This is a genomic window from Atlantibacter sp. RC6 (assembly GCF_014193285.1).
In the GTDB taxonomy this organism is placed as follows: Bacteria; Pseudomonadota; Gammaproteobacteria; order Enterobacterales; family Enterobacteriaceae; genus Atlantibacter.
Genome location: NZ_JACHZE010000003.1, coordinates 271,302 through 293,359, shown reverse-complemented (window position 1 = coordinate 293,359; position 22,058 = coordinate 271,302). Strand labels below are relative to the sequence as shown.

General features: G+C 56.8%; 22 protein-coding genes and 1 other RNA gene. 13 read left to right on the top strand and 10 right to left on the bottom strand.

Annotated features, from left to right (window positions below; translation table 11 throughout):
- Positions 1 to 7 precede the first annotated feature (7 nt).
- Entirely contained in the window at positions 8 to 766 is a 759-nt protein-coding gene (locus FHW74_RS09385) for a M48 family metallopeptidase (RefSeq protein WP_183170174.1), read from the bottom strand.
- Between the two features lie 288 nt (positions 767 to 1,054).
- On the opposite strand from FHW74_RS09385, the gene tkt reads away from it, so the two are divergent.
- Positions 1,055 to 3,046 (top strand): transketolase, encoded by a 1,992-nt coding sequence (tkt, locus tag FHW74_RS09380; RefSeq protein WP_183170173.1) that lies wholly within the window; start codon positions 1,055 to 1,057, stop codon positions 3,044 to 3,046.
- A gap of 42 nt (positions 3,047 to 3,088) precedes the next feature.
- Here tkt and FHW74_RS09375 read toward each other — a convergent pair whose 3' ends face one another.
- From FHW74_RS09375 to FHW74_RS09355, 5 genes are read right to left on the bottom strand one after another with little or no spacing between them, the layout of a single operon-like run.
- Positions 3,089 to 3,763, bottom strand: coding sequence for an energy-coupling factor ABC transporter ATP-binding protein (locus tag FHW74_RS09375; protein WP_183170172.1), 675 nt, complete (start codon positions 3,761 to 3,763; stop codon positions 3,089 to 3,091).
- Positions 3,757 to 4,434 (bottom strand): ABC transporter ATP-binding protein, encoded by a 678-nt coding sequence (locus FHW74_RS09370; protein ID WP_183170171.1) that lies wholly within the window; start codon positions 4,432 to 4,434, stop codon positions 3,757 to 3,759. The genes FHW74_RS09375 and FHW74_RS09370 overlap by 7 nt, the downstream gene beginning before the upstream one ends.
- Complete coding sequence (locus tag FHW74_RS09365; RefSeq protein ID WP_183170170.1) at positions 4,422 to 5,129, bottom strand: energy-coupling factor transporter transmembrane component T; 708 nt, start codon at positions 5,127 to 5,129, stop codon at positions 4,422 to 4,424. Before FHW74_RS09365 ends, FHW74_RS09370 begins: the two co-directional genes overlap by 13 nt.
- Positions 5,130 to 5,708, bottom strand: a complete 579-nt coding sequence (locus FHW74_RS09360) for an ECF transporter S component (protein WP_125293241.1) — start codon at positions 5,706 to 5,708, stop codon at positions 5,130 to 5,132. It lies immediately after the preceding gene.
- 19 nt (positions 5,709 to 5,727) lie between these two features.
- Positions 5,728 to 6,165: a PPC domain-containing DNA-binding protein gene (locus tag FHW74_RS09355; protein ID WP_183170169.1), complete on the bottom strand. Its 438-nt coding sequence runs from the start codon at positions 6,163 to 6,165 to the stop codon at positions 5,728 to 5,730.
- A gap of 380 nt (positions 6,166 to 6,545) precedes the next feature.
- Here FHW74_RS09355 and epd point away from each other — a divergent pair, with 380 nt between their 5' ends.
- The 6 genes from epd to FHW74_RS09325 all read left to right on the top strand — a co-directional run bounded on the left by epd (position 6,546) and on the right by FHW74_RS09325 (position 12,734).
- Entirely contained in the window at positions 6,546 to 7,565 is a 1,020-nt protein-coding gene (gene epd, locus FHW74_RS09350; protein WP_183170168.1) for an erythrose-4-phosphate dehydrogenase, read from the top strand.
- 49 nt (positions 7,566 to 7,614) lie between these two features.
- Positions 7,615 to 8,778 (top strand): phosphoglycerate kinase, encoded by a 1,164-nt coding sequence (gene pgk, locus FHW74_RS09345; RefSeq protein WP_183170167.1) that lies wholly within the window; start codon positions 7,615 to 7,617, stop codon positions 8,776 to 8,778.
- A 68-nt stretch (positions 8,779 to 8,846) separates the two neighbouring features.
- Complete coding sequence (fbaA, locus tag FHW74_RS09340) at positions 8,847 to 9,923, top strand: class II fructose-bisphosphate aldolase (RefSeq protein ID WP_161662076.1); 1,077 nt, start codon at positions 8,847 to 8,849, stop codon at positions 9,921 to 9,923.
- A gap of 199 nt (positions 9,924 to 10,122) precedes the next feature.
- Positions 10,123 to 11,088: a small-conductance mechanosensitive channel MscS gene (gene mscS, locus FHW74_RS09335; RefSeq protein ID WP_183170166.1), complete on the top strand. Its 966-nt coding sequence runs from the start codon at positions 10,123 to 10,125 to the stop codon at positions 11,086 to 11,088.
- A 139-nt stretch (positions 11,089 to 11,227) separates the two neighbouring features.
- Positions 11,228 to 11,863 (top strand): arginine exporter ArgO, encoded by a 636-nt coding sequence (gene argO / locus FHW74_RS09330; protein ID WP_183170165.1) that lies wholly within the window; start codon positions 11,228 to 11,230, stop codon positions 11,861 to 11,863.
- A 100-nt stretch (positions 11,864 to 11,963) separates the two neighbouring features.
- The gene (locus FHW74_RS09325) at positions 11,964 to 12,734 is read left to right on the top strand and encodes an oxidative stress defense protein (RefSeq protein WP_183170164.1); all 771 of its coding nucleotides are present in this window, start codon (positions 11,964 to 11,966) and stop codon (positions 12,732 to 12,734) included.
- Positions 12,735 to 12,764: 30 nt separating this feature from the next.
- Here FHW74_RS09325 and argP read toward each other — a convergent pair whose 3' ends face one another.
- Positions 12,765 to 13,658 (bottom strand): DNA-binding transcriptional regulator ArgP, encoded by an 894-nt coding sequence (gene argP / locus FHW74_RS09320; protein WP_183170163.1) that lies wholly within the window; start codon positions 13,656 to 13,658, stop codon positions 12,765 to 12,767.
- A 178-nt stretch (positions 13,659 to 13,836) separates the two neighbouring features.
- Between argP and rpiA the strand changes: the two genes are divergently transcribed.
- A complete protein-coding gene (gene rpiA, locus FHW74_RS09315) occupies positions 13,837 to 14,496 on the top strand; it encodes a ribose-5-phosphate isomerase RpiA (RefSeq protein ID WP_183170162.1) in 660 nt (219 codons plus the stop codon).
- Positions 14,497 to 14,766: 270 nt separating this feature from the next.
- A complete protein-coding gene (gene serA / locus FHW74_RS09310; protein WP_183170161.1) occupies positions 14,767 to 16,005 on the top strand; it encodes a phosphoglycerate dehydrogenase in 1,239 nt (412 codons plus the stop codon).
- 37 nt (positions 16,006 to 16,042) lie between these two features.
- Here the strand turns inward: serA and FHW74_RS09305 are convergent, their stop codons facing one another.
- From FHW74_RS09305 to zapA, 3 genes are all read right to left on the bottom strand, one after another.
- On the bottom strand, positions 16,043 to 16,642 hold the full coding sequence (locus tag FHW74_RS09305) for a 5-formyltetrahydrofolate cyclo-ligase (RefSeq protein WP_183170160.1): 600 nt from the start codon (positions 16,640 to 16,642) through the stop codon (positions 16,043 to 16,045).
- A gap of 59 nt (positions 16,643 to 16,701) precedes the next feature.
- Positions 16,702 to 16,885: non-coding RNA, 6S RNA (ssrS, locus tag FHW74_RS09300), on the bottom strand.
- Between the two features lie 41 nt (positions 16,886 to 16,926).
- Complete coding sequence (zapA, locus tag FHW74_RS09295; RefSeq protein WP_002434440.1) at positions 16,927 to 17,256, bottom strand: cell division protein ZapA; 330 nt, start codon at positions 17,254 to 17,256, stop codon at positions 16,927 to 16,929.
- A 161-nt stretch (positions 17,257 to 17,417) separates the two neighbouring features.
- On the opposite strand from zapA, the gene FHW74_RS09290 reads away from it, so the two are divergent.
- The 4 genes from FHW74_RS09290 to ubiI are packed head-to-tail and all read left to right on the top strand — an operon-like array spanning position 17,418 to position 21,726.
- Positions 17,418 to 17,999: a YecA family protein gene (locus FHW74_RS09290; RefSeq protein WP_183170159.1), complete on the top strand. Its 582-nt coding sequence runs from the start codon at positions 17,418 to 17,420 to the stop codon at positions 17,997 to 17,999.
- 25 nt (positions 18,000 to 18,024) lie between these two features.
- Positions 18,025 to 19,341, top strand: coding sequence for a Xaa-Pro aminopeptidase (gene pepP, locus FHW74_RS09285; protein ID WP_183170158.1), 1,317 nt, complete (start codon positions 18,025 to 18,027; stop codon positions 19,339 to 19,341).
- The gene (ubiH, locus tag FHW74_RS09280; protein ID WP_183170157.1) at positions 19,338 to 20,513 is read left to right on the top strand and encodes a 2-octaprenyl-6-methoxyphenyl hydroxylase; all 1,176 of its coding nucleotides are present in this window, start codon (positions 19,338 to 19,340) and stop codon (positions 20,511 to 20,513) included. Before pepP ends, ubiH begins: the two co-directional genes overlap by 4 nt.
- A 10-nt stretch (positions 20,514 to 20,523) precedes the next feature.
- Positions 20,524 to 21,726, top strand: a complete 1,203-nt coding sequence (gene ubiI, locus FHW74_RS09275) for an FAD-dependent 2-octaprenylphenol hydroxylase (protein WP_183170156.1) — start codon at positions 20,524 to 20,526, stop codon at positions 21,724 to 21,726.
- Positions 21,727 to 22,058: the final 332 nt, after the last annotated feature.

Sequence of the window (22,058 nt, the reverse complement as noted above, 5' to 3'; positions counted from 1 at the left end):
TTTTTTATTACTTAATCCCATCCGCCTTCATGCGATCGCGAATATGCTGGGCGCGTTCGGCTGAAGCCGGGTGATCGTCAAACATTGAGCTCTGACGTCCCGCTTCCAGCGTCTGGAGCTTCTCGAAACTGGTTGCCAACCCGATGGGGTTGATCCCGCGTTTGCGCAGCAGATCGTAAGAGTAGTCGTCCGCCTCTGATTCCTGACGCTGGGAGAACTGCGCATTCACCAGTTTCTCGCCTAAATCGCCAAGCTGCGATTGCGACAGGCTGCCGATCACGCCGCCCGCCGAGGCTGCGGCAACGCGCGCGGCGTTGGTACCCAGCGCGACCTGCATTCCTTTCTTGACGTGCCCCAGCGCCACGTGGCCCATTTCATGGCCGATAACTGCTTCGACTTCGTTGTCGTTCATCATGTCCATCAATCCGCTGTAAACGCGGATACAGCCATTCGCCATGGCGAAGGCGTTGACGTCTTTCGCCATATAAACCTTGTAGTTTACCGGCTGGCCATTGATGTTATCGCCCAGCGCAGCGGCGATGGTATTCAGACGCTGAGCGTACTGGCTGCTCGCAGGCGCAATGGTCGCCTTGCTGTCCATCTCTTTACAGGCTTCATCGCTGAGCGTTTTGACCTGCGCATCGCTTAAGGTATACGCCTGAAACGCCTCAGCGCCGGAGGTGAGCAAACCGTTGGAGTCCATATTCTGGCAACCGCTCAGCAGAGCAACGGCAACCAGGCCAGGCAATATCGCGCGCATCTTCATGTGTAGGTTTCCGCTAAAAGTGTCGTAATACGTTTTGGTTTAGCACATTAACGTGCCGGTAACACTCAGTATAAAGAAGTGATAACGCTCTGGGCGAGAAGCTTGCGCAAGCTGCGAGAAGGATCCAGAGATTTCTTAAGCGGTAAAAGGATGCTCCATGTACATAGCATGTACATGGAAAGCGGCTTGGGTTACATTGTGGTTCAATTTTTCCGGGCGTAGCCCATAACGAGCCATCGTCAAGTCGTTAACACGCTTTGTCCTTTAACTATCCGATCTGGAGTCAAAATGTCCTCTCGTAAAGAGCTTGCCAATGCTATTCGTGCGCTAAGCATGGACGCAGTACAGAAAGCCAAATCCGGTCACCCGGGCGCCCCGATGGGTATGGCTGACATTGCCGAAGTCCTGTGGCGTGATTTCCTGAACCATAACCCTACCAACCCGGCCTGGGCCGATCGCGACCGCTTTGTGCTGTCCAACGGCCACGGCTCAATGCTGATTTACAGCCTGCTGCATCTCACCGGCTATGACCTGCCGATTGACGAGCTGAAAAACTTCCGTCAGCTGCACTCAAAAACCCCGGGCCACCCGGAAGTGGGCTACACCGCCGGCGTGGAAACCACCACCGGCCCGCTGGGCCAGGGCATCGCTAACGCGGTGGGCATGGCTATCGCAGAGAAAACCCTGGCGGCGCAGTTCAACCGTCCGGGCCACGACATTGTTGACCACTTCACCTACGTGTTTATGGGCGACGGCTGCATGATGGAAGGCATCTCCCATGAGGTGTGCTCCCTCGCCGGTACCCTGAAGCTCGGCAAGCTGGTGGCGTTCTATGACGACAACGGCATCTCCATTGACGGCCACGTGGAAGGCTGGTTCACCGACGATACCGCTAAACGCTTTGAAGCCTACGGCTGGCACGTGGTGCGCGGCGTGGACGGCCATGACGCCGACGCCATCAAACGCGCCGTGGAACAGGCCCGCGCGGTCACCGACAAGCCGTCCCTGCTGATGTGCAAAACCGTTATCGGCTTCGGTTCTCCGAACAAAGCCGGCACCCATGACTCCCACGGCGCGCCGCTGGGCGAAGCAGAAGTGGCGCTGACCCGTGAAGCGCTGGGCTGGAAACACGCCGCCTTTGACATCCCGTCTGACATCTATGCGCAGTGGGATGCGAAAGAAGCAGGCGCAGCGAAAGAATCCGCATGGAATGAGAAATTCGCTGCCTATGCGAAAGCCTTCCCGGAGCAGGCTGCTGAGTTTACCCGTCGTATGAAAGGTGAAATGCCGGCAGACTTCGACGCGAAAGCCAACGAATTCATCGCTAAACTGCAGGCTAACCCGGCGAAAATCGCCAGCCGCAAAGCGTCCCAGAACGCCATTGAAGCTTTCGGCCCGCTGTTGCCGGAATTCCTCGGCGGCTCCGCTGACCTGGCACCGTCCAACCTGACGATCTGGTCTGGTTCCAAAGCGATTAACGAAGACGCCGCAGGCAACTACATCCACTACGGCGTGCGCGAATTCGGTATGACCGCCATCGCCAACGGTATCGCCCTGCATGGCGGCTTCCTGCCGTACACCTCCACCTTCCTGATGTTTGTGGAATATGCCCGTAACGCGGTGCGTATGGCGGCCCTGATGAAGCAGCGCCAGGTGATGGTCTACACCCATGACTCCATCGGCTTGGGCGAAGACGGCCCGACTCACCAGCCGGTAGAGCAGACCGCTTCTCTGCGCGTGACGCCGAATATGTCCACATGGCGTCCGTGCGACCAGGTGGAATCCGCGGTAGCGTGGAAATACGGTGTTGAGCGTCAGGACGGCCCGACCGCGCTGATCCTCTCCCGTCAGAACCTGGCGCAGCAAGAGCGTACCGAACAGCAGCTGGCGGATATCGCTCGCGGCGGTTACGTTCTGAAAGATTGCGACGGCCAGCCGCAGCTGATCCTGATTGCCACCGGTTCCGAAGTTGAACTGGCTGTGGCGGCGTGGGATCAACTGTCCGCAGAAGGCATTAAAGCGCGCGTGGTTTCCATGCCGTCTACCGATGCGTTCGAGAAGCAGGATGCGGCATACCGTGAATCCGTGCTGCCGAAAGCGGTTTCTGCACGCGTAGCGGTAGAAGCGGGTATTGCTGACTACTGGTACAAATACGTCGGCCTGAACGGCGCGGTTGTCGGTATGACCACCTTCGGTGAGTCTGCACCGGCTGAGCAGCTGTTTGAAGAGTTTGGTTTCACTGTGGAAAACGTGGTGAAACAGGCAAAAGCAATTCTGTAATTCGCCAGAATCGACGTGAGGGCCGCTAATGCGGCCCTTTTTTTATAGCAGTTGTTGCGGCGTACCCTCTTCGCTGATGCGCCCCTCGCTAAGGCGGATCACGCGCGGAAAGTGGCGGCGGGTAAAATCGTAATCATGGCTGATGGCGATAATGGTATCCCCGCGTTGTTGGCAGGCCGCGAGCCAGCGCTCGAACAGGGCCAACCAGTGCGTGTCAAAATCCCGGCTGGGCTCGTCCAGCAGAATCAACGGCGGCGCCATTGCTTCCAGGCTGGCGACCGCCACCATCCGGCGTTGCGCAACATGTAAATCCAGCGGATGCGCCTGCGCCACCTCTTCCAGCCCGCACAGCGCCAGAGCCGCGTCGGTACGCTGGCGAATTTCCGCTTCAGGCCGCTTTTGCAGCCGCAAGCCGAACGCCACTTCGGTATATACCTCGCTGTGCAGGATCTGATGTTCCGCTTCCTGAAACAACACACCGATAAGCCTGGCGCGCTGCTGCGCTTTTAGTTTCGCCAGCGGTTGGCCCTGGATATGGATTTCGCCCCGGGTCGGTTGCAGTAATCCCGCCATCAGGCGCAGCAGGGTCGATTTCCCCGCGCCGTTATCGCCAATCAGCGCCACGCTTTCTTGCGGGGAAACCGCTAACGACAGTGCGTTAAGGCAGGGCTGCGCTGCTCTCGGCCACGAAAAATCAATCTGGTTTATCTTCAACATAACGGTGTGAGTTCTCCTGCCTTCAGTTGCCATGCCGCCTGGCAGTAGTCGAGAACCGGCTGGGTGTTGCGCTCAAACAATATAACCAGCGCCTGGCGTTCCTGCGCCCATGCCGTAAGCACCGTCAACAGTCGCTGGGTTGCCTGCGGCGTTAAGCGGCTGAATGCTTCATCAAGAAGTAAAACGCGAGGCTGCATCGCCAGCGCGCTGGCGATCACCACCCGCTGGGATTCGCCGCCCGATAGCGTCGCAGGATGGCGATGGCGCAACCCCTGGCAATCGGCGAGCGTTAATGCCTCATCAACGCGTTGCAGGATTTCCTGTTCGCTCAGGCAGAGGTTTTCCGGGCCAAACGCCACTTCCTCTTCCACGCTAAAGGTACAGCCAGAAAGCTGAAGGGCAGGGGCCTGTTGCACCAGTTGAATGGTCTGCGACTGCTCGACGAGCGAGTGCAGGCCAATCGGCTGGCCGAGCAACTGGCCTTTGCCGCTGATCTCTCCGGGGAGAAAGTCGGGATACCACCCGGCCAGCAGTTGCGCGAGCGTGCTTTTACCGCTGCCGTTGCCGCCGAATATCGCCACCATTCCTGGCAGTGAATAATGAAAGTTGAGCCTGCCCGAGGGCTGTGTGGCGTGGCGCGGGCGATAGCAAAAATCGTCTAGCGTAACCATAGCCAGGCTCCCGTTTGCGCAACGATCAACGTAATCAGCCCATAGCGCGCAACGCGTTGTCGCGCGCTATCCGCTGGCGCCCATAGCGTGGTGCGGCGTGAATGCAGGCGGAACCCACGCATATCCAGCGCCGCGCCGCGTACCGCCAAATCGTTCAACGCATTATGGGTCAGCGGCACGATCAGCGCCGGGATAGCCCGCAACCGCTCATACCAACGGCCATCCAGCGGTACGCCGCGCGCACGTTGCGCCTCGTTGATGCTGGCAAGTTGGCGCTTAAGTTGCTCCACCACCAACAGCGGCCCGGCAAACACGTAGGCGATGCCCGGCGGCAGACGGCTGGCGAACAGGGCGCGGGTAAACTGGCGCGCCGGAACAAAGCCCATCCACAGTTGTGAAGTAGAGACAATCGCCAGAATGCGCAGCCACAGCGTTATCGCATGCGCCCAGCGTTGCGGATCGCGCGGCTGGCCGCTAATCCACTCAGTAAGCCAGCCGCCATGCACCAGCCACAAACCCGCACCCAGCGAAAACATCAGCCAGCCGACGTAGCGCGCTCTGGGGCGCGTCGCCTTAAACAGCAGTAATGATAAAAACGCCGTGGCGCTGTAAATCGCCAGGATCATACCCGGAGGAAGCAGCAGCGTGGCGCAAGCCGCCCACGCCCACAGCGTTAATGACGTAAACGGGTGCATTTAGCGCACAGCCGACATGGTCGGGAAGTGACGGGTGGTGCGCAGGGGAAGCTGGCGCAGCAGGATCCAGACGATCACCGCTGTCAGGATCTTATCCACCAGGTTAGCGCCCAGCACCGTTACAGCAACGGATTCCACCAGATTCTGGCCCATAGAGTGCATCCAGGCGACGAACAGATCAGCGCCGCTGCCGGTCACGCCCGCAAACAGCGCAGTACGCAGCGGCACCGCCACCACGGTCACGGCGAGGGTAATGATCACGCCGCTGACGATCACTTTCGGCAGGGTGCGGAACCAGCCTGCTTTCGCCAGCCAGCCGGCCACCAGGCCAATCACCATCGCCACCGGCGCGAAGGCGGCGGCAATCGGGTCGGTGAGCAGGCCCCAGATCAGGTTAGTGATAAGCCCGGTCAGCATGCCGATTAATGGCCCAAGCAGTACGGCGCTGATCAGGGTGCCGATGGAGTCGAGGAAAATGGGCAACTTCAGCATGCTGATTAATTGCCCACCGATCATGTTAATCGCAATAGCGATAACGATAAGTGCCAGAGTCTGGCTGGAAAATTGGCGCTGAGCCATAAAATGACCTCTTGTCAGTTTAGTAACGGGGGTTAATGACCAGTTCTTCGTAACCGGAGACGTGGCAGGGCTGGCGGCTAAAAGTGAGCGCAGTGAGCTCGCCGATAATGATTTCCAGCGTGGTGCGCACCGTGCAGCCGGGCATCATATGCCCGCCAAGCATTGCGCCCTGCGGATCGGAAATGGAGAGATGTAAATGTTCACCGGCGGGTTCCAGCGTCCCGCTCAGGGAGATCACCTCCCAGGTCCCGTGCAGTTGAGTGGTTTCTTCCTGCCCGGCATAGCGCAGCGCGACATCGGTCATGCTGCCGGTACAGCCGGCAATCCAGGCGGCGGACAGGTGGTGTTGTTGAATGAAGGCGCGTAACTGGCTTAGCACCTCGTCGCCGGGAAGCAGACGTAACGCGTAAAAACGCGCCCCGGAGGCGGGTAAAGATGAAAACGTTGTTTTTGACATGGGTTAGGGTTACTCCGAGACTCGGACGTGAGGCTGATAATATAGGGACGCAAGAAATCAATTGCTGATATAAATCAGGAAACGCGATGCAGCACAAACAAGGAATGTGGCAAAGCTTTGCGATAATTCTGCCATTGGAATAATTTGCCGGTCAGTTTTGCAGGAAAGTGTGATGTGGATCAGATATCAGTTTTTGTTCACGCCTGATGAATATCTTTTATTCCGCGTTTCGCTTATCCTAGCTGAAGCGTTTCAGTTTGTATTTCGCTCGACAAATAAACGATTGGCTAAGGTTTATGGTCGGCAAGCATTCCCCTGGTGGCGTCGCTGCATTACCCTGTCAGCCACTTCTTTCACCTGGAATGTCTTGCAGGGGATCTATGACACTACGCATTGCGGTAAACGGGTTCGGGCGCATTGGGCGCAACGTGGTTCGCGCGTTATACGAATCCGGGCGTCGTGCGGAAATCACACTGGTGGCGATCAACGAGTTAGCCGATGCCCAGGGCATGGCGCACTTGTTAAAGTACGACACCACGCACGGACGCTTTTCCTGGGATGTACGCCAGGAGTGTGAACAGCTCTGGATTGGTGATGACGTCGTCCGGCTTCTTCATCACCGTAATATTGAGAATTTGCCCTGGCGTGAGCTGGGTGTTGATGTCGTGCTGGACTGCACCGGGGTGTATGGATCGCGCGCTGATGGCGAAGCCCATCTGGTGGCGGGGGCGAAAAAGGTGCTTTTTTCCCACCCTGGCGGCAATGATTTAGATGCGACGGTGGTGTACGGCGTCAACCATGACGCACTGCAAGCGGAGCATCGCATTGTCTCCAACGCTTCATGCACCACCAACTGTATTATTCCGGTAATCAAGCTGCTTGATGAAGCCTTTGATATTGATTCCGGGACCGTGACGACGATCCACTCGGCCATGAACGATCAACAAGTTATCGATTCCTGGCATTCCGATTTACGTCGTACGCGGGCGGCCGGCCAGTCGATTATCCCGGTGGATACGCGCCTGGCGGCGGGGATTACGCGTATTTTCCCCAAATTTAACGACCGTTTTGAAGCCATTGCCGTGCGTGTGCCGACCATTAACGTCACCGCTATCGATTTAAGCGTAACGGTGAACAAAGCGGTTAAAGCCTGTGAAGTCAACGGGTTGCTGCAAAAAGCGGCGCGCGAGACATTTCGTGGTATAGTTGACTATACGGAGTTACCGTTGGTCTCAAGTGATTTTAACCACGACCCGCACAGTGCCATTATTGATGGCACGCAAACGCGGGTCAGCGGTTCGCATCTGATCAAAACGTTGGTCTGGTGTGATAATGAATGGGGCTTTGCTAACCGAATGCTCGACACGACGTTAGCCATGGCCGCTCAAGGTTTCCGGTAAGGCGCAATTTGTGCCTGCAAAACTTTAAGAATCAACGAGAGGATTCACCATGTCTGTAATTAAGATGACCGATCTGGATCTGGCAGGTAAACGCGTATTGATCCGTGCCGATCTGAACGTGCCGGTTAAAGAAGGTAAAGTGACTTCTGATGCCCGTATCCGCGCATCGCTGCCGACCATTGAACTGGCCCTGAAACAAGGCGCTAAAGTGATGGTAACCTCTCACCTGGGTCGCCCGACCGAAGGTGAATACAACGAAGAATTCTCTCTGCTGCCGGTTGTTAACTACCTGAAAGACAAACTCTCCAGCCCGGTCCGTCTGGCTAAAGACTACCTGGACGGCGTAGAAGTGGCTGAAGGTGAGTTAGTGGTTCTGGAAAACGTTCGCTTTAATAAAGGCGAGAAGAAAGACGACGAGACCCTGGCGAAAAAATACGCTGCGCTGTGCGATGTGTTCGTGATGGACGCATTCGGTACTGCGCACCGCGCGCAGGCGTCTACCCATGGCGTGGGCAAATTCGCAGATGTTGCTTGCGCGGGCCCGCTGCTGGCTGATGAGCTGGAAGCGCTGGGTAAAGCGCTGAAAGAGCCGGCTCGTCCGATGGTGGCGATCGTTGGCGGTTCTAAAGTTTCTACCAAACTGACCGTGCTGGACTCCCTGTCTAAAATCGCCGATCAGCTGATCGTCGGCGGCGGCATCGCGAACACTTTCGTTGCAGCACAGGGCCACAATGTGGGTAAATCCCTTTATGAAGCGGATCTGGTTGACGAAGCGAAACGCCTGCTCGGCACCTGCGACATCCCGGTTCCGACCGATGTTCGCGTAGCCACTGAGTTTTCTGAAACCGCTGACGCGACCCTGAAATCTGTTTCCGACGTGAAAGACGACGAGCAGATTCTGGATATCGGCGACGTTTCTGCGCAGAAACTGGCTGAAATCCTGAAAAACGCCAAAACCATTCTGTGGAACGGCCCGGTTGGCGTATTTGAATTCCCTAACTTCCGTAAGGGTACCGAAATCGTGGCTAATGCTATCGCCGACAGCGAGGCATTCTCCATCGCAGGCGGCGGTGACACGCTGGCCGCTATCGACCTGTTCGGTATTTCCGACAAAATTTCCTACATCTCTACTGGCGGCGGCGCATTCCTTGAGTTTGTGGAAGGCAAAGTGCTTCCAGCCGTAGCTATGCTCGAAGAGCGTGCTAAGAAGTAAGCGTTGAACAGGCGGGGATACCCGCCTGATTTTCAAATAGATGGTCGACGATACAGGACAAACTAAACATGTCTAAAATTTTTGATTTTGTAAAACCGGGCGTAGTCACGGGTGATGACGTACAGAAAATCTTCCAGGTGGCTAAAGAGAATAACTTTGCTCTGCCAGCGGTTAACTGTGTAGGCACCGACTCCATCAACGCCGTGCTGGAAACTGCTGCAAAAGTTAAAGCGCCGGTTATTGTTCAGTTTTCTAACGGCGGCGCTGCGTTTATCGCGGGCAAAGGCCTGAAAGCGGAAGGGCAGCAGGCTGCGATCCTTGGCGCTATCTCTGGCGCGCATCACGTACATCAGATGGCTGAACACTACGGTGTGCCGGTGATCCTGCATACTGACCACTGCGCGAAGAAACTGCTGCCGTGGATCGACGGTCTGCTGGACGCAGGTGAAAAACACTTCGCCGCTACCGGTAAACCGCTGTTCTCTTCTCACATGATCGACCTGTCTGAAGAGTCTCTGGAAGAGAACATCGAAATCTGCTCTAAGTACCTGGAGCGCATGTCCAAAATCGGCATGACTCTGGAAATCGAACTGGGTTGCACCGGTGGTGAAGAAGACGGCGTGGACAACAGCCATATGGACGCTTCCGCACTGTACACCCAGCCGGAAGACGTGGACTACGCGTACACCAAACTGAACGCCATCAGCCCGCGCTTCACCATCGCCGCTTCTTTCGGTAACGTTCACGGCGTTTACAAGCCGGGTAACGTAAAACTGACCCCGACCATCCTGCGCGATTCTCAGGAATATGTGTCCAAAAAACACAACCTGCCGCACAACAGCCTGAACTTCGTGTTCCACGGCGGTTCCGGTTCTTCCGCTCAGGAAATCAAAGACTCCGTCAGCTACGGCGTTATCAAAATGAACATCGATACCGATACCCAATGGGCGACCTGGGAAGGTATTCTGAACTACTACAAAGCTAACGAAGCGTATCTACAAGGTCAGTTGGGCAACCCGAAAGGCGAAGACCAGCCGAACAAGAAATACTACGATCCGCGCGTATGGCTGCGTGCTGCCCAGACTTCTATGATCACTCGTCTGGAGCAGGCTTTCAAAGAACTGAACGCGGTTGACGTTCTGTAATTTGTTGCTCTAACGCCCGTATATAAAACCCGCCTTGTGCGGGTTTTTTCTTAATTTTCCCGCTATTACTCGTTCTGGCATCTCATTTTTGTGACCGGCTTGGCACACTCAATCGTTTTTGTTTACCCTTTATAAACCGTGATTCAAAGCCCAGCGGGGCAATGAAGGCCAAATTGAGCGATAGCAAAAGGAACACTAAATGGAAGATTTGAACGTTGTCGACAGCATCAACGGTGCTGGCAACTGGCTGGTGACTAACCAGGCGCTACTGTTAAGTTATTTAGTCAATATCGTTGCGGCCATCGCGATCATCATTGTGGGGATGATTGTGGCGCGCGCGATTTCCAATACCGTCAACAAGCTGATGCTGGCGCGTCATATCGATCCCACCGTGGCGGATTTCCTTTCCGCGCTGGTGCGTTACGGCATTATCGCGTTTACTCTGATTGCGGCGCTGGGGCGCGTGGGTGTGCAAACGGCCTCGGTGATTGCCGTACTGGGTGCGGCGGGTTTAGCCGTGGGTCTGGCGTTGCAGGGGTCGCTGTCCAACCTGGCGGCGGGCGTACTGTTAGTCACCTTCCGTCCGTTCCGCGCCGGAGAGTATGTCGATCTCGGTGGGATTGCGGGCACCGTGCAGCACGTGCAGATTTTCTCGACCACGCTGATTACCGCCGACGGTAAGTATGTGGTGGTGCCGAACGGTAAAATTATCGCAGGCAACATCATCAACTTTTCGCGCCAGCCGGTGCGCCGTAACGAACTGGTGATTGGCGTGTCTTACGACGCGGATATCGACCGCGTTCGCGAGATCCTGACGGATATTGTGATGTCCGATGAGCGCATTCTGCCGGATCGTGAAAGAACGGTGCGCATGAACGAGCTGGGCGCTTCCTCCATCAACTTCGTGGTTCGCGCCTGGAGCAAAAGCAGTGATTTGCAGGACGTTTACTGGGATATCCTTGAGCGCGCTAAAAAAGCGCTGGACGCCGAGGGCATCAGCATTCCGTATCCGCAGATGGATGTGAACGTCAAACAGCTGGCGCAGCCTAAGCAGGAACAGGCGCGAGCAGAGAAGCCGCAATCGAAGCAGCCGTCTATCATCACCGAGACCACGGCGCAGGACATCAAACCGACGTCGCTGGATAAACCCTCCGACGCGCAATAATCCCTGAGCCAGCGTCTCGCTGGCTTTTTTCTGCCTGCGGCTATTAGCCGCGCTTATTAGTGATTAAAACTTTGCGTTAGAGCTAATGAGCGCGGCGCATTACACTTGCTTTTTATCTCGTGAATTTCAGGAAAGCAGTGTGATAAGTTATTATTTTCAAGGGCTTGCTCTGGGCGCGGCCATGATCCTTCCGTTAGGCCCGCAAAACGCCTTTGTGATGAACCAGGGCATTCGCCGCCAGTACCATTTAATGATTGCCCTGCTATGCGCTATCAGCGATTTAGCGCTGATTTGCGCGGGGATTTTTGGCGGCAGCGCAATTCTGATGCAGTCCCCCTGGCTGCTGGCGCTGGTGACCTGGGGCGGCGTTGGTTTTTTGCTGTGGTACGGCTGGGGCGCGTTTCGCACTGCCATGAGCCAGAATATCGAGCTGGCCAACGCCGAAGTGATGCGCCAGGGCCGGCTGCGTATTATCGGTACGCTGTTGGCGGTGACCTGGCTGAATCCGCATGTTTATCTGGATACTTTTGTGGTGTTGGGCAGCTTAGGCAGCCAACTGGCCGAGGGGCCAAAACGCGCCTTTGCGTTGGGCACGGTCAGCGCGTCGTTCCTGTGGTTTTTTGGACTTGCGCTGCTGGCCGCCTGGCTGGCGCCGCGTCTGCGCACGGCTAAAGCGCAGCGTATTATCAATGGCATCGTGGGGTTGGTGATGTGGGTAATTGCTTTCCAACTGGCGAAAGAGGGCGTTAACCACCTGTCACACCTGATTAACTAATCTTTCTCTTATAGACTTTCGGCCGCCAGCGGCTAAGCTTGCACGTGGCGCTCGTATTATTTCCGGGCGTTTGTTTTGGAACGTACACGGAGGAAGAACAGTGAAGTTTAAAGTGATGGCCCTGGCGGCAATGATTGGATTAGGCGCGGGTGGCGTGCAGGCGAACGAACTGCCGAACGGCCCACATATCGTGACGTCAGGGACGGCCAGCGTCGATGCCGTGCCGGATATCGCGACACTCGCTATCGAAGTGAATGTTTCAGCTAAAGACGCCGCCGCAGCCAAAAAACAGGCTGACGATCGCGTTGCGCAATATCTCACTTTCCTGCAGGAAAACGGGGTAGAGAAAAAAGATATCAATTCGGCGAATTTGCGCACTCAGCCGGATTACGACTACCAGAACGGCAAAAGCATTCTTAAAGGCTATCGCGCCATCCGCACCGTCGAAGTGACCGTGCGCCAGCTCGACAAGCTTAACAACCTGCTCGACGGGGCATTAAAAGCGGGACTTAACGAAATCCGTGCGGTCTCGTTAGCGGTAGCCGACCCGGAGCAGTACAAAGATAAAGCGCGTAAAGCGGCGATTGATGATGCTACCCACCAGGCGCAACAGCTGGCGGAAGGCTTCAAAGGCAAACTCGGGCCGGTTTACAGCGTGCGTTATCACGTTTCCAACTACCAGCCGAGCCCGATGGTTCGGATGATGAAAGCGGACGCCGCGCCTGCGGTATCGGCTCAGGAAACCTACGAACAGCCCACTATCCAGTTTGACGATCAGGTGGATGTGGTGTTTGAACTCCAGCCAGGCCAGGGGCAGAGCACTACGCCGTCGCAGCCTGCGACATCCACCCCTTCGCAAACCGCGCAGTAATAATAAAAACCCGCCAGCCGGCGGGTTTTTTTATACCTGGCGCAACACCTTGTGACCATACTCCAGCAGCGCATCGGTGACGTTGCGCATCATGCGGCTTTCCGGCGCAAAGCGGTGCCAGTAGAGCATCCGGCGCTGGAAAAGCCCGGGCGTCAGGTCGATCAGCTCGCCGCTTGCCAGCTCTTTTTCAATCTGCAAGTGGGGGATCATACAGCAGGTTGTCCCCTGGCGCGCCAGCTGCACAAAAGCTTCCGAGGAGTTGACGATGTGGCAGGGTACGCTGCCTGGCGACAAATCGAAGTTTTGCTGTAAAAAGGCCTGGTGCATGTCGTCCAGATGATCGAACGCCACGGCGGGAGCTTTCAGTAATGCGGCGCGAGTGACGCCGTTGGGAAAATAGCGTTCCGCGAAGGCTTTGGATGCCACAAACAGGTAATCCAGCGCCCCCAGTTGATCCACCAGGCAGCTCGGCAGCGGCTGGGGCTGAATACTCACCGCGCCCACCACTTCGCCGCGCCGCAGACGTTCCTGGGTGCGGGTTTCATCTTCGACCTGAAGATTGAGGCGAATGGGGGAATCCACCAGCACCGGCGCTAACGCCGGCAGCAGCCACGTCGCCAGACTGTCGGCGTTAACCGCCAGCGATAACAACAGCGGCGTCGAACCGGTTTGCTCATCCCCCAGCCACTCGTCTTCCAGCAGCTCCACCTGGCGCAGCAGCGCCAGCAGCTTTTGCCCCTGTTCGGTTGGGCGGGGGGGCACAGTACGCACCAGCAGCGGCTGGCCGAACAGATTCTCCAGTTGCTTTATCCGCTGCGATACCGCGGATTGAGTAATGCACAGCTTCTGCGCCGCGCGCTCAAAACCGCGTTCACGAATGACTGCGTCCAGCGCCTGCAATGTTCTGTAGTCCGGGCGTTTCATGTCTCGGGGCTGCTCCTGAATTCCTGATAATCTGCACTACCGGGCACTATGACATAATTTTCCCGGCGTTATCGACAAAAACAGAATCTGGCAGAGATTTGCCGCGCCAATAGATACCCCTTTTCGTCACGCCTTGTTCTATAATGCGCCACAGATTTCATACCACAGGCAAAAGACCATGACGCAGGATGAACTGAAAAAAGCAGTGGGTTGGGCAGCGCTCCAGTACGTGCAGCCCGGCACCATCGTAGGAGTGGGAACAGGATCGACCGCCGCACATTTTATTGACGCGCTTGGCACCATCAAACATCAAATTGATGGGGCCGTTTCAAGCTCAGATGCTTCCACCGAAAAACTGAAAGCGCTCGGCATCACCGTTTATGATCTCAATGAAGTCGATTCGCTGGGCATCTACGTGGATGGCGCCGACGAGATCAATGGCCATATGCAGATGATCAAAGGCGGTGGCGCGGCGTTAACCCGCGAGAAAATCATTGCTTCGGTGGCGGAGAAATTTATCTGTATCGCGGATGCCTCCAAACAGGTGGATATCCTTGGCGCATTCCCGCTGCCGGTGGAAGTGATCCCGATGGCGCGCAGCTGTGTGGCACGTCAGCTGGTTAAACTGGGTGGCCGTCCGGAGTACCGCCAGGGCGTGTTGACCGATAACGGCAACGTGATCCTTGATGTGCATGGCCTTGAAATCATTGACCCTGTGGCGCTGGAGAATGCCATTAACAGCATTCCGGGCGTGGTGACCGTGGGGCTGTTTGCAAATCGTGGCGCAGATGTGGCGCTGATCGGTACCGCCGACGGCGTGAAAACCATCGTGAAATGATCTGAGCGGGGCATGAAAGTGCCCTGTTTCAGAAAAAAAATTTCCCCCACGGAATTTGGTGACATCTGTCACAATTCCCACGCACTCCTGTCATTCCTTTCGTCTTTATTCTTTCGGGCAATATTTTATTCTGGCTTTTGCAGTTGGATGATATTTCTTCAAAATCGTGACGCAAACGTTCATATTGCCGGGCCGCGAAATTTTGATATGTTGGCAGAAGGGTGACTTATTACCCAGCACAACATCAGCTCAGAATAACAGGGTCGGGAAATGGCAAAAGTATCACTGGAAAAAGACAAGATTAAATTCTTACTGGTGGAAGGTGTTCACCAGAAAGCCATCGATAGCCTGCGCGCAGCAGGGTATACCAATATCGAATATCACAAAGGCGCGCTGGACAGCGAGCAACTGAAAGAGTCCATCCGTGATGCCCATTTCATCGGCCTGCGATCCCGCACTCATCTCACTGAAGAGATCTTCGCTGCGGCGGAAAAACTGGTGGCGGTAGGCTGTTTCTGCATCGGCACCAACCAGGTTGATTTGCAGGCGGCGGCGCGTCGCGGCGTGCCGGTGTTTAACGCGCCGTTCTCAAATACCCGTTCGGTCGCCGAACTGGTGATCGGCGAACTGCTGCTGCTGCTGCGCGGCATTCCTGAAGCGAATGCCAAAGCACACCGCGGTATCTGGAATAAGCAGGCGGCGGGCTCTTTTGAAGCGCGTGGTAAAAAGCTGGGCATTATCGGTTACGGCCACATCGGTACCCAGTTGGGCATTCTGGCGGAATCGCTGGGGATGCACGTCTTTTTCTATGATATCGAAAGCAAGCTGCCGCTGGGCAACGCCACTCAGGTGCATCATCTCTCTGACCTCCTGAACATGAGCGACGTGGTCAGCCTGCATGTGCCGGAAAACGCCTCTACTAAAGATATGATCGGCGCGGAACAACTGGCGCTGATGAAGCCCGGCTCGCTGCTGATCAACGCCGCGCGCGGCACCGTGGTGGATATTCCGGCGCTGTGCGATGCGCTGTCACGTAAACATCTGGCGGGTGCGGCTATTGACGTATTCCCGACCGAACCGGCGACCAACAGCGATCCGTTTAACTCGCCGCTGTGCGAATTCGATAACGTGATCCTGACGCCGCATGTCGGCGGCTCCACCCAGGAAGCGCAGGAAAACATCGGCCTCGAAGTGGCGGGCAAACTGGCGAAGTATTCCGATAACGGATCGACCCTCTCTGCCGTGAACTTCCCGGAAGTATCACTGCCGCTGCATGAAGGCCGCGTCAGCCGTTTGCTGCACATTCACGAAAACCGCCCGGGTATTCTGACCGCCATCAACCAGATCTTCGCCGAGCAGGGCGTGAACATCGCGGCCCAGTATCTACAGACCACCTCGCAAATGGGTTACGTGGTGATCGACATTGATGCGGAAGAAGATGTGGCGCATAACGCGCTACAGGCGATGAAAGCGATTCCGGGCACCATCCGCGCGCGTCTGCTGTACTGATTTTCGTAAGCGTAATAGCCCACTTCGGTGGGCTTTTTTATGGCCACTGCCAGGTGGCGGTCGGGGTGATTACGGCGGGCAATGGGATATCCCACTCTTCAACCGGCAGTGATTCCACGTGCTGGCAATCATGGGCGTAACCTACCGGAAACAGGCCATGCTCGCGCCAGTTCTGGAGCGTGCGGTCATAAAAGCCGCCGCCCATGCCGAGACGCTGCCCGGCGGAATCAAACGCCACCAGCGGCGTCACCAGTACATCAAGTTTATGAAGCGGTAAAACGTGGCGCACATCCAGAACCGGCTCATGAATTTTAAACTGATTAAGCACCAGATCGCTGTCGGGGAAGTAGCGCAAAAACAGTAAGTTTCCCGGGCTAAACGGATGCAGTACCGGCAAATAGACCTTCTTGCCTGCACGCCATAGCCCTTCGATTAAAGGCCGGGTGTCCAGTTCGCCATCGAAAGAGAGAAACAGCGCCACGGTGTGCGCTTCAACAACCGGCGCAAAGGCCATCATGCGTGCGGCACCCTGCTGGGCGGCGTGCAACTGTTGCTGCTGGGTAAGTGATTTTCGGCGTAATCTGATCTGCTGGCGAATGTGTTGGCGTGGGGAAATGGGTAAAGGCTGTTGGGTCATGAAACAGTATCCTTCAGTATGAAGGTGTGGCTGTTGAAATAGCTGATGAGGTAGGGAAGGGAATCTCCGAGATGCCGCCGCAGGCTGTAACCCTTGAACCCTTGGTTCAAGGTGAATGTGTCGTCATAGTCTTAAGGCTTCTCGGACGAACCGAGCATGCTCACCGACCATGGAGCGCCACATTCTTGTGGTATGAAATATCGGCTCAGGGGACTGGCCCGCTTGCGAACATCTCAGAGAAATTTTTTCTTCACGGTCACTCTACCATAGTAAACCCTGAAGTGTTATTCAAACTTCGGCCCTGTTCTCTCACTTATGCGACCTTGCTCAAGTAATGCCTGTTCAATGGTCTGCTGGAGCATTCTGATACGCTGTTCCATGCTTTCAGCGTAGTCGCGCGTCTTGGCCTTTTCCTGCGTTAGTTCATAGCAAATGTTCAGTGCTGCGATGAAGACTAACTGCTCGGTATTTGTGACTCTAGTGCGAACTTTTAAATCTTGCAACCGTTGATTCAGCTCTTCTGCAGCCTGATTCAACGCATCTTTTTGTTCAGGCGGACAATTCACCCGCAGTGAACGCCCAAAAATTTGGATATCGACTGGTTGTGCAGACATTCCACCTTCCTGCTGTTGACTCGCCTGCTACCGCAGCCGGGGCTGCGAAGGGGCGACACTATAGCTACCCTTATATGAAGATACAAGCCCTTTTCTGGTATCCCCAGGGCCCAAAGTGGTAGCATAACACGAACTTTTCCTCCCAACGACGATGAATGCGCATGTCTATACAGAACGCTTTACCTGGTTACGATGACGTTAACCAGCTACTCACCCAACAGGGTGTGGGACTGACGCCCGCCGAAATGCATGGCCTCATCAGTGGGATGCTGTGCGGCGGCAATCATGACAGCAGCTGGCAGCCGCTGTTGCACGACCTGACCAACGAAGGTCTGGCCTTCGGCCAGAACCTGGCGCAGGCGCTGCGTCAGATGCACTCCGCCACCAGTGATTCGCTGGAAGACGATGGTTTCCTGTTCCAGCTCTACCTGCCGGAAGGGGATGACGTCTCGGTATTCGACCGCGCCGATGCGCTGGCGGGCTGGGTTAACCACTTCCTGCTGGGCCTCGGCGTAACGCAGACTAAGCTGGATAAAGTCACCGGCGAAACCGGCGAAGCGATCGACGATCTGCGTAACATCGCCCAGCTGGGTTACGATGAAGAAGAAGATCAGGAAGAATTAGAGATGTCTCTTGAAGAGATTGTCGAGTACGTCCGCGTTGCCGCGCTGCTTTGCCACGACACCTTTAGTCGCCAGCAGCAGCCGACCGCCCCGGAAGTGCGTAAACCGACGCTCCATTAATTTTCGTCACCGCGTAGGAGGCGCCATGACCCAACAGGAATTCCTTCGTCGTCGCCAGCAATTACTGGCTAAAATGGCGCCAGGCAGCGCCGCGTTGATCTTCGCCGCGCCGGAAGTTACCCGCAGCGCCGACAGCGAATACCCCTTCCGCCAGAACAGCGATTTCTGGTACTTCACCGGGTTTAACGAACCCGAAGCCCTGCTGGTGCTAATCAAAAGCGACGATACCCACAACCACAGCGTGTTGTTTAACCGGGTGCGCGATAAAACCGCCGAAATCTGGTTTGGCCGCCGTCTGGGGCAGGAGGCCGCCCCGGAAAAGCTGGCGGTAGATCGCGCGCTTGCCTGGGATGAACTCAACGAGCAGTTATTCCAGCTATTGAACGGGCTAGACGTGGTGTACCACGCCCAGGGCCAGTACGATTTTGCTGACGCGGCCGTGTTCCACGCGCTGGATAAACTGCGTCGCGGCTCGCGCCAGAATCTGACTGCGCCCGCCACGCTGACCGACTGGCGTCCGTGGGTGCATGAAATGCGCCTGTTCAAATCCGAAGAAGAGATCGCCGTGCTGCGCCGCGCCGGAGAAATCACTGCGCTGGCCCATACCCGGGCGATGGAAAAATGCCGGCCGGGGATGTTTGAATATCAGCTTGAAGGGGAAATCCTTCACGAATTCAACCGCCATGGCGCTCGCTTCCCGTCTTATAACACCATTGTCGGCGGCGGAGAAAACGGCTGCATTTTGCATTACACCGAAAATGAATCGCTGTTGCAGGATGGCGAACTGGTGCTGATCGACGCGGGTTGCGAATACCAGGGCTATGCGGGCGACATCACCCGTACCTTCCCGATCAACGGTAAATTCACCCAGCCGCAGCGCGAAATCTATGACATCGTACTGGCCTCGCTGGACGCGGCGCTTGAGCTGTATCGCCCAGGCACCTCAATGCAGGACGTCACGCAAGAGGTGGTGCGCATCATGGTTACCGGCCTGGTGAAGCTGGGCATCCTGAAAGGCGAGGTCGATCAGCTGATTAGCGAAAACGCCCACCGCCCTTACTTTATGCACGGCTTAAGCCACTGGCTGGGGCTGGATGTGCACGACGTCGGCGTGTACGGCCCGGATCGCTCCCGCACCCTGGAGCCGGGCATGGTGATCACCGTGGAGCCGGGTCTGTATATCGCGCCGGACGCCGACGTGCCGCCGCAGTACCGCGGTATCGGCATCCGGGTTGAAGACGACATCCTGATCACCGCAACCGGCAATGAAAACCTGACGGCAAGCGTGGTGAAGCGCCCCGATGATATCGAAGCGCTGATGGCTGCGGCGAAACAGCCATGAGTATCATCATCGTCGGCGGCGGAATGGCGGGCGCGACCCTGGCGCTGGCCATTTCCCACTTAACCCAGGGCAAGCTGGCGGTGCATCTGATTGAAGCGACGCCGCCTTCCAGCACCGCGCATCCGGGGTTTGACGCCCGCGCCATCGCGCTGGCGCAGGGCACGGTGACGCATCTGGCGCGCATCGGCATTTGGCAAAATCTGGCCGACTGCGCCACCGCCATTGAGACGGTGCACGTCAGCGACCGCGGCCACGCCGGGTTTGTCACCATCGACGCACGGGATTATCAGATTGATGCGCTGGGGCAGGTGGTTGAGCTGCATGAAGTCGGCCAGCGGCTGTTTTCGCTGCTCAAGCGCGCGCGCGGCGTGACGCTGCACTGCCCGGCCAGAGTGATGAGCGTGGCGCGTGACGAGCAGCACGTTGACGTCACCCTGTCTAACGGCGAGCGGATCCGCGGCGCGCTGCTGGTGGCGGCGGACGGTTCGCGTTCCGCTATCGGCGAGCAGTGCGGCATCCGCTGGCAAAATATTCCCTATCAACAACTGGCGGTGATCGCCAACGTCACCACCGCGCAACCGCATCGTGGCCGGGCCTTCGAACGATTTACCGAGCACGGGCCGCTGGCGGTATTGCCGATGACCCAGGGGCGCTGTTCGCTGGTGTGGTGCCATCCGCTGGAAAACCAACAGGTGCTGGACTGGAGCGACGCGCGGTTCTGCGATGAGCTTCAGAAAGCGTTCGGCTGGCGTTTGGGCCGCGTCACCCATGCGGGGGCCAGAAGCGCCTATCCGCTGGTGCTGAGCCGCGCGGAGTCGTCGGTCTCCCATCGTGTTGCGCTGGTGGGCAACGCCTCGCAAACGCTGCATCCCATCGCCGGACAGGGGTTTAACCTCGGTATGCGCGATGTGATCACCCTGGCGGAAAACGTGGCGCAAGCCTGGCAGGCGGGGCAGGACATTGGCGCATTTGCCGTGCTTAACGGCTGGCAGCGCCAGCGCGAGCCGGATCGCGACGCCACCGTGGGCGTCACCGACGGGCTGGTGCACCTGTTTGCCAATCACTGGTCGCCGCTGGTGGTCGGGCGGAATTTAGGGTTGATGGGCGTTGAGATATTCACGCCAGCGCGCGATGCGCTGGCCAGGCGGACCCTGGGTTGGGTTGCGCGCTAAGGAGACAAATGTGCAAAGCGTAGATGTGGCGATTGTAGGCGGCGGAATGGTCGGGCTGGCGCTGGCGTGCGGATTGCAGGGCAGCGGCTTACGCGTCGCGGTGCTTGAGCAGCAGCGTCCCCAACCGCTGGCGGCGGATGCGCCTTTCGCGCTGCGGGTTTCCGCCATTAACGCGGCCAGCGAAAAACTGCTGGAAAAACTCGGCGTCTGGCAATCCATTCTGGACCAGCGTGTCAGCCGCTATCACGGCATGGAAGTGTGGGAAAAAGACAGCTTCGGGCGGATTGCGTTTGACGATAAAAGCATGGGCTACAGCCATCTTGGCCATATTATCGAAAACAGCGTGGTCCACCAGGCGCTGTGGGATAAAGCCTCCCGCAACGCGGATACCACGCTGATTGCCCCGTCGCAGCTACAACAGGTGGCGTTCGGTGAGAATGAAGCCTTTCTGACGTTGCAGGACGGTACCATGCTGACTGCGCGGCTGGTGGTGGGGGCTGATGGGGCTAACTCGTGGCTGCGCAACCGCGCGGATATCCCGCTGACATTCTGGGATTACGGGCATCACGCGCTGGTGGCGACCATTCGCACCGCAGAACCGCACGGCGCGGTGGCGCGGCAGATTTTTCATGGCGAAGGCATCCTGGCGTTCCTGCCGCTGCCCGATCCTAATCTCTGCTCCATCGTCTGGTCATTGCCGCCGAAAGAGGCGGAGCGGTTACAGCAGTGCGATGCCGATACCTTTAACCAGGAACTGTGCATCGCCTTTGATAACCGCCTTGGCCTGTGTTCGGTGGAAAGCGACCGCCAGATCTACCCGCTGACCGGGCGCTATGCCCGCCAGTTCGCCGCTCACCGTCTGGCGCTGGTGGGCGATGCGGCGCACACCATTCATCCGCTCGCCGGGCAGGGTGTGAATCTCGGCTTTATGGATGCGGCGGAGTTGATTGCCGAAATCCGCCGTCTGCACAAGCAGGGCAAAGATATCGGGCAGCATCTCTATCTGCGCCGTTACGAGCGTAGCCGCAAGCACAGCGCGGCGGTGATGTTGGCCAGCATGCAGGGGTTTCGCGACCTGTTTGCCGGTAGCCATCCTGCCAAAAAACTGCTGCGCGATGTGGGACTCAAACTGGCGGACACTTTGCCAGGGGTAAAACCGCAGCTCATTCGCGAAGCGATGGGTCTTAACGACCTGCCTGACTGGTTACGTTAACTCGATCACACTTCCCTTTTCAGTACCTGAAAAGGGAAGCCTCGCCTCATTTGAATTATTCTAATTTGACCGGATTTTTCGAATTAGTTTTTTTAATGTGGCGATTTTTCACTTTCAGCGATTTCGTCTGAATTTCCGACGTTAATGCTTCCCCATAAAAAATCACTGCCGATTATGTTGCGTTTATGTGTCTACATTCGCATTTTTCCAGTGAATTCCACTGTAGCCTTCTTTTCCCATTTTGGTCATAAGCTAATGTAATGACCCATTTTCGCGTGTGGTTTGTCCCTGCGTTAGATGGTAACTTCAGGCCAAAGGTAACGTTTGCGTGG

What these genes read in the sequence shown, in the direction of transcription:
- FHW74_RS09385 (WP_183170174.1), bottom strand. Translation starts at nt 766, where the DNA reads ATGAAGATGCGCGCGATATTGCCTGGCCTGGTTGCCGTTGCTCTGCTG.
- tkt (WP_183170173.1), top strand. Translation starts at nt 1,055, where the DNA reads ATGTCCTCTCGTAAAGAGCTTGCCAATGCTATTCGTGCGCTAAGCATG.
- FHW74_RS09375 (WP_183170172.1), bottom strand. Translation starts at nt 3,763, where the DNA reads ATGTTGAAGATAAACCAGATTGATTTTTCGTGGCCGAGAGCAGCGCAG.
- FHW74_RS09370 (WP_183170171.1), bottom strand. Translation starts at nt 4,434, where the DNA reads ATGGTTACGCTAGACGATTTTTGCTATCGCCCGCGCCACGCCACACAG.
- FHW74_RS09365 (WP_183170170.1), bottom strand. Translation starts at nt 5,129, where the DNA reads ATGCACCCGTTTACGTCATTAACGCTGTGGGCGTGGGCGGCTTGCGCC.
- FHW74_RS09360 (WP_125293241.1), bottom strand. Translation starts at nt 5,708, where the DNA reads ATGGCTCAGCGCCAATTTTCCAGCCAGACTCTGGCACTTATCGTTATC.
- FHW74_RS09355 (WP_183170169.1), bottom strand. Translation starts at nt 6,165, where the DNA reads ATGTCAAAAACAACGTTTTCATCTTTACCCGCCTCCGGGGCGCGTTTT.
- epd (WP_183170168.1), top strand. Translation starts at nt 6,546, where the DNA reads ATGACACTACGCATTGCGGTAAACGGGTTCGGGCGCATTGGGCGCAAC.
- pgk (WP_183170167.1), top strand. Translation starts at nt 7,615, where the DNA reads ATGTCTGTAATTAAGATGACCGATCTGGATCTGGCAGGTAAACGCGTA.
- fbaA (WP_161662076.1), top strand. Translation starts at nt 8,847, where the DNA reads ATGTCTAAAATTTTTGATTTTGTAAAACCGGGCGTAGTCACGGGTGAT.
- mscS (WP_183170166.1), top strand. Translation starts at nt 10,123, where the DNA reads ATGGAAGATTTGAACGTTGTCGACAGCATCAACGGTGCTGGCAACTGG.
- argP (WP_183170163.1), bottom strand. Translation starts at nt 13,658, where the DNA reads ATGAAACGCCCGGACTACAGAACATTGCAGGCGCTGGACGCAGTCATT.
- rpiA (WP_183170162.1), top strand. Translation starts at nt 13,837, where the DNA reads ATGACGCAGGATGAACTGAAAAAAGCAGTGGGTTGGGCAGCGCTCCAG.
- serA (WP_183170161.1), top strand. Translation starts at nt 14,767, where the DNA reads ATGGCAAAAGTATCACTGGAAAAAGACAAGATTAAATTCTTACTGGTG.
- FHW74_RS09305 (WP_183170160.1), bottom strand. Translation starts at nt 16,642, where the DNA reads ATGACCCAACAGCCTTTACCCATTTCCCCACGCCAACACATTCGCCAG.
- zapA (WP_002434440.1), bottom strand. Translation starts at nt 17,256, where the DNA reads ATGTCTGCACAACCAGTCGATATCCAAATTTTTGGGCGTTCACTGCGG.
- FHW74_RS09290 (WP_183170159.1), top strand. Translation starts at nt 17,418, where the DNA reads ATGTCTATACAGAACGCTTTACCTGGTTACGATGACGTTAACCAGCTA.
- pepP (WP_183170158.1), top strand. Translation starts at nt 18,025, where the DNA reads ATGACCCAACAGGAATTCCTTCGTCGTCGCCAGCAATTACTGGCTAAA.
- ubiH (WP_183170157.1), top strand. Translation starts at nt 19,338, where the DNA reads ATGAGTATCATCATCGTCGGCGGCGGAATGGCGGGCGCGACCCTGGCG.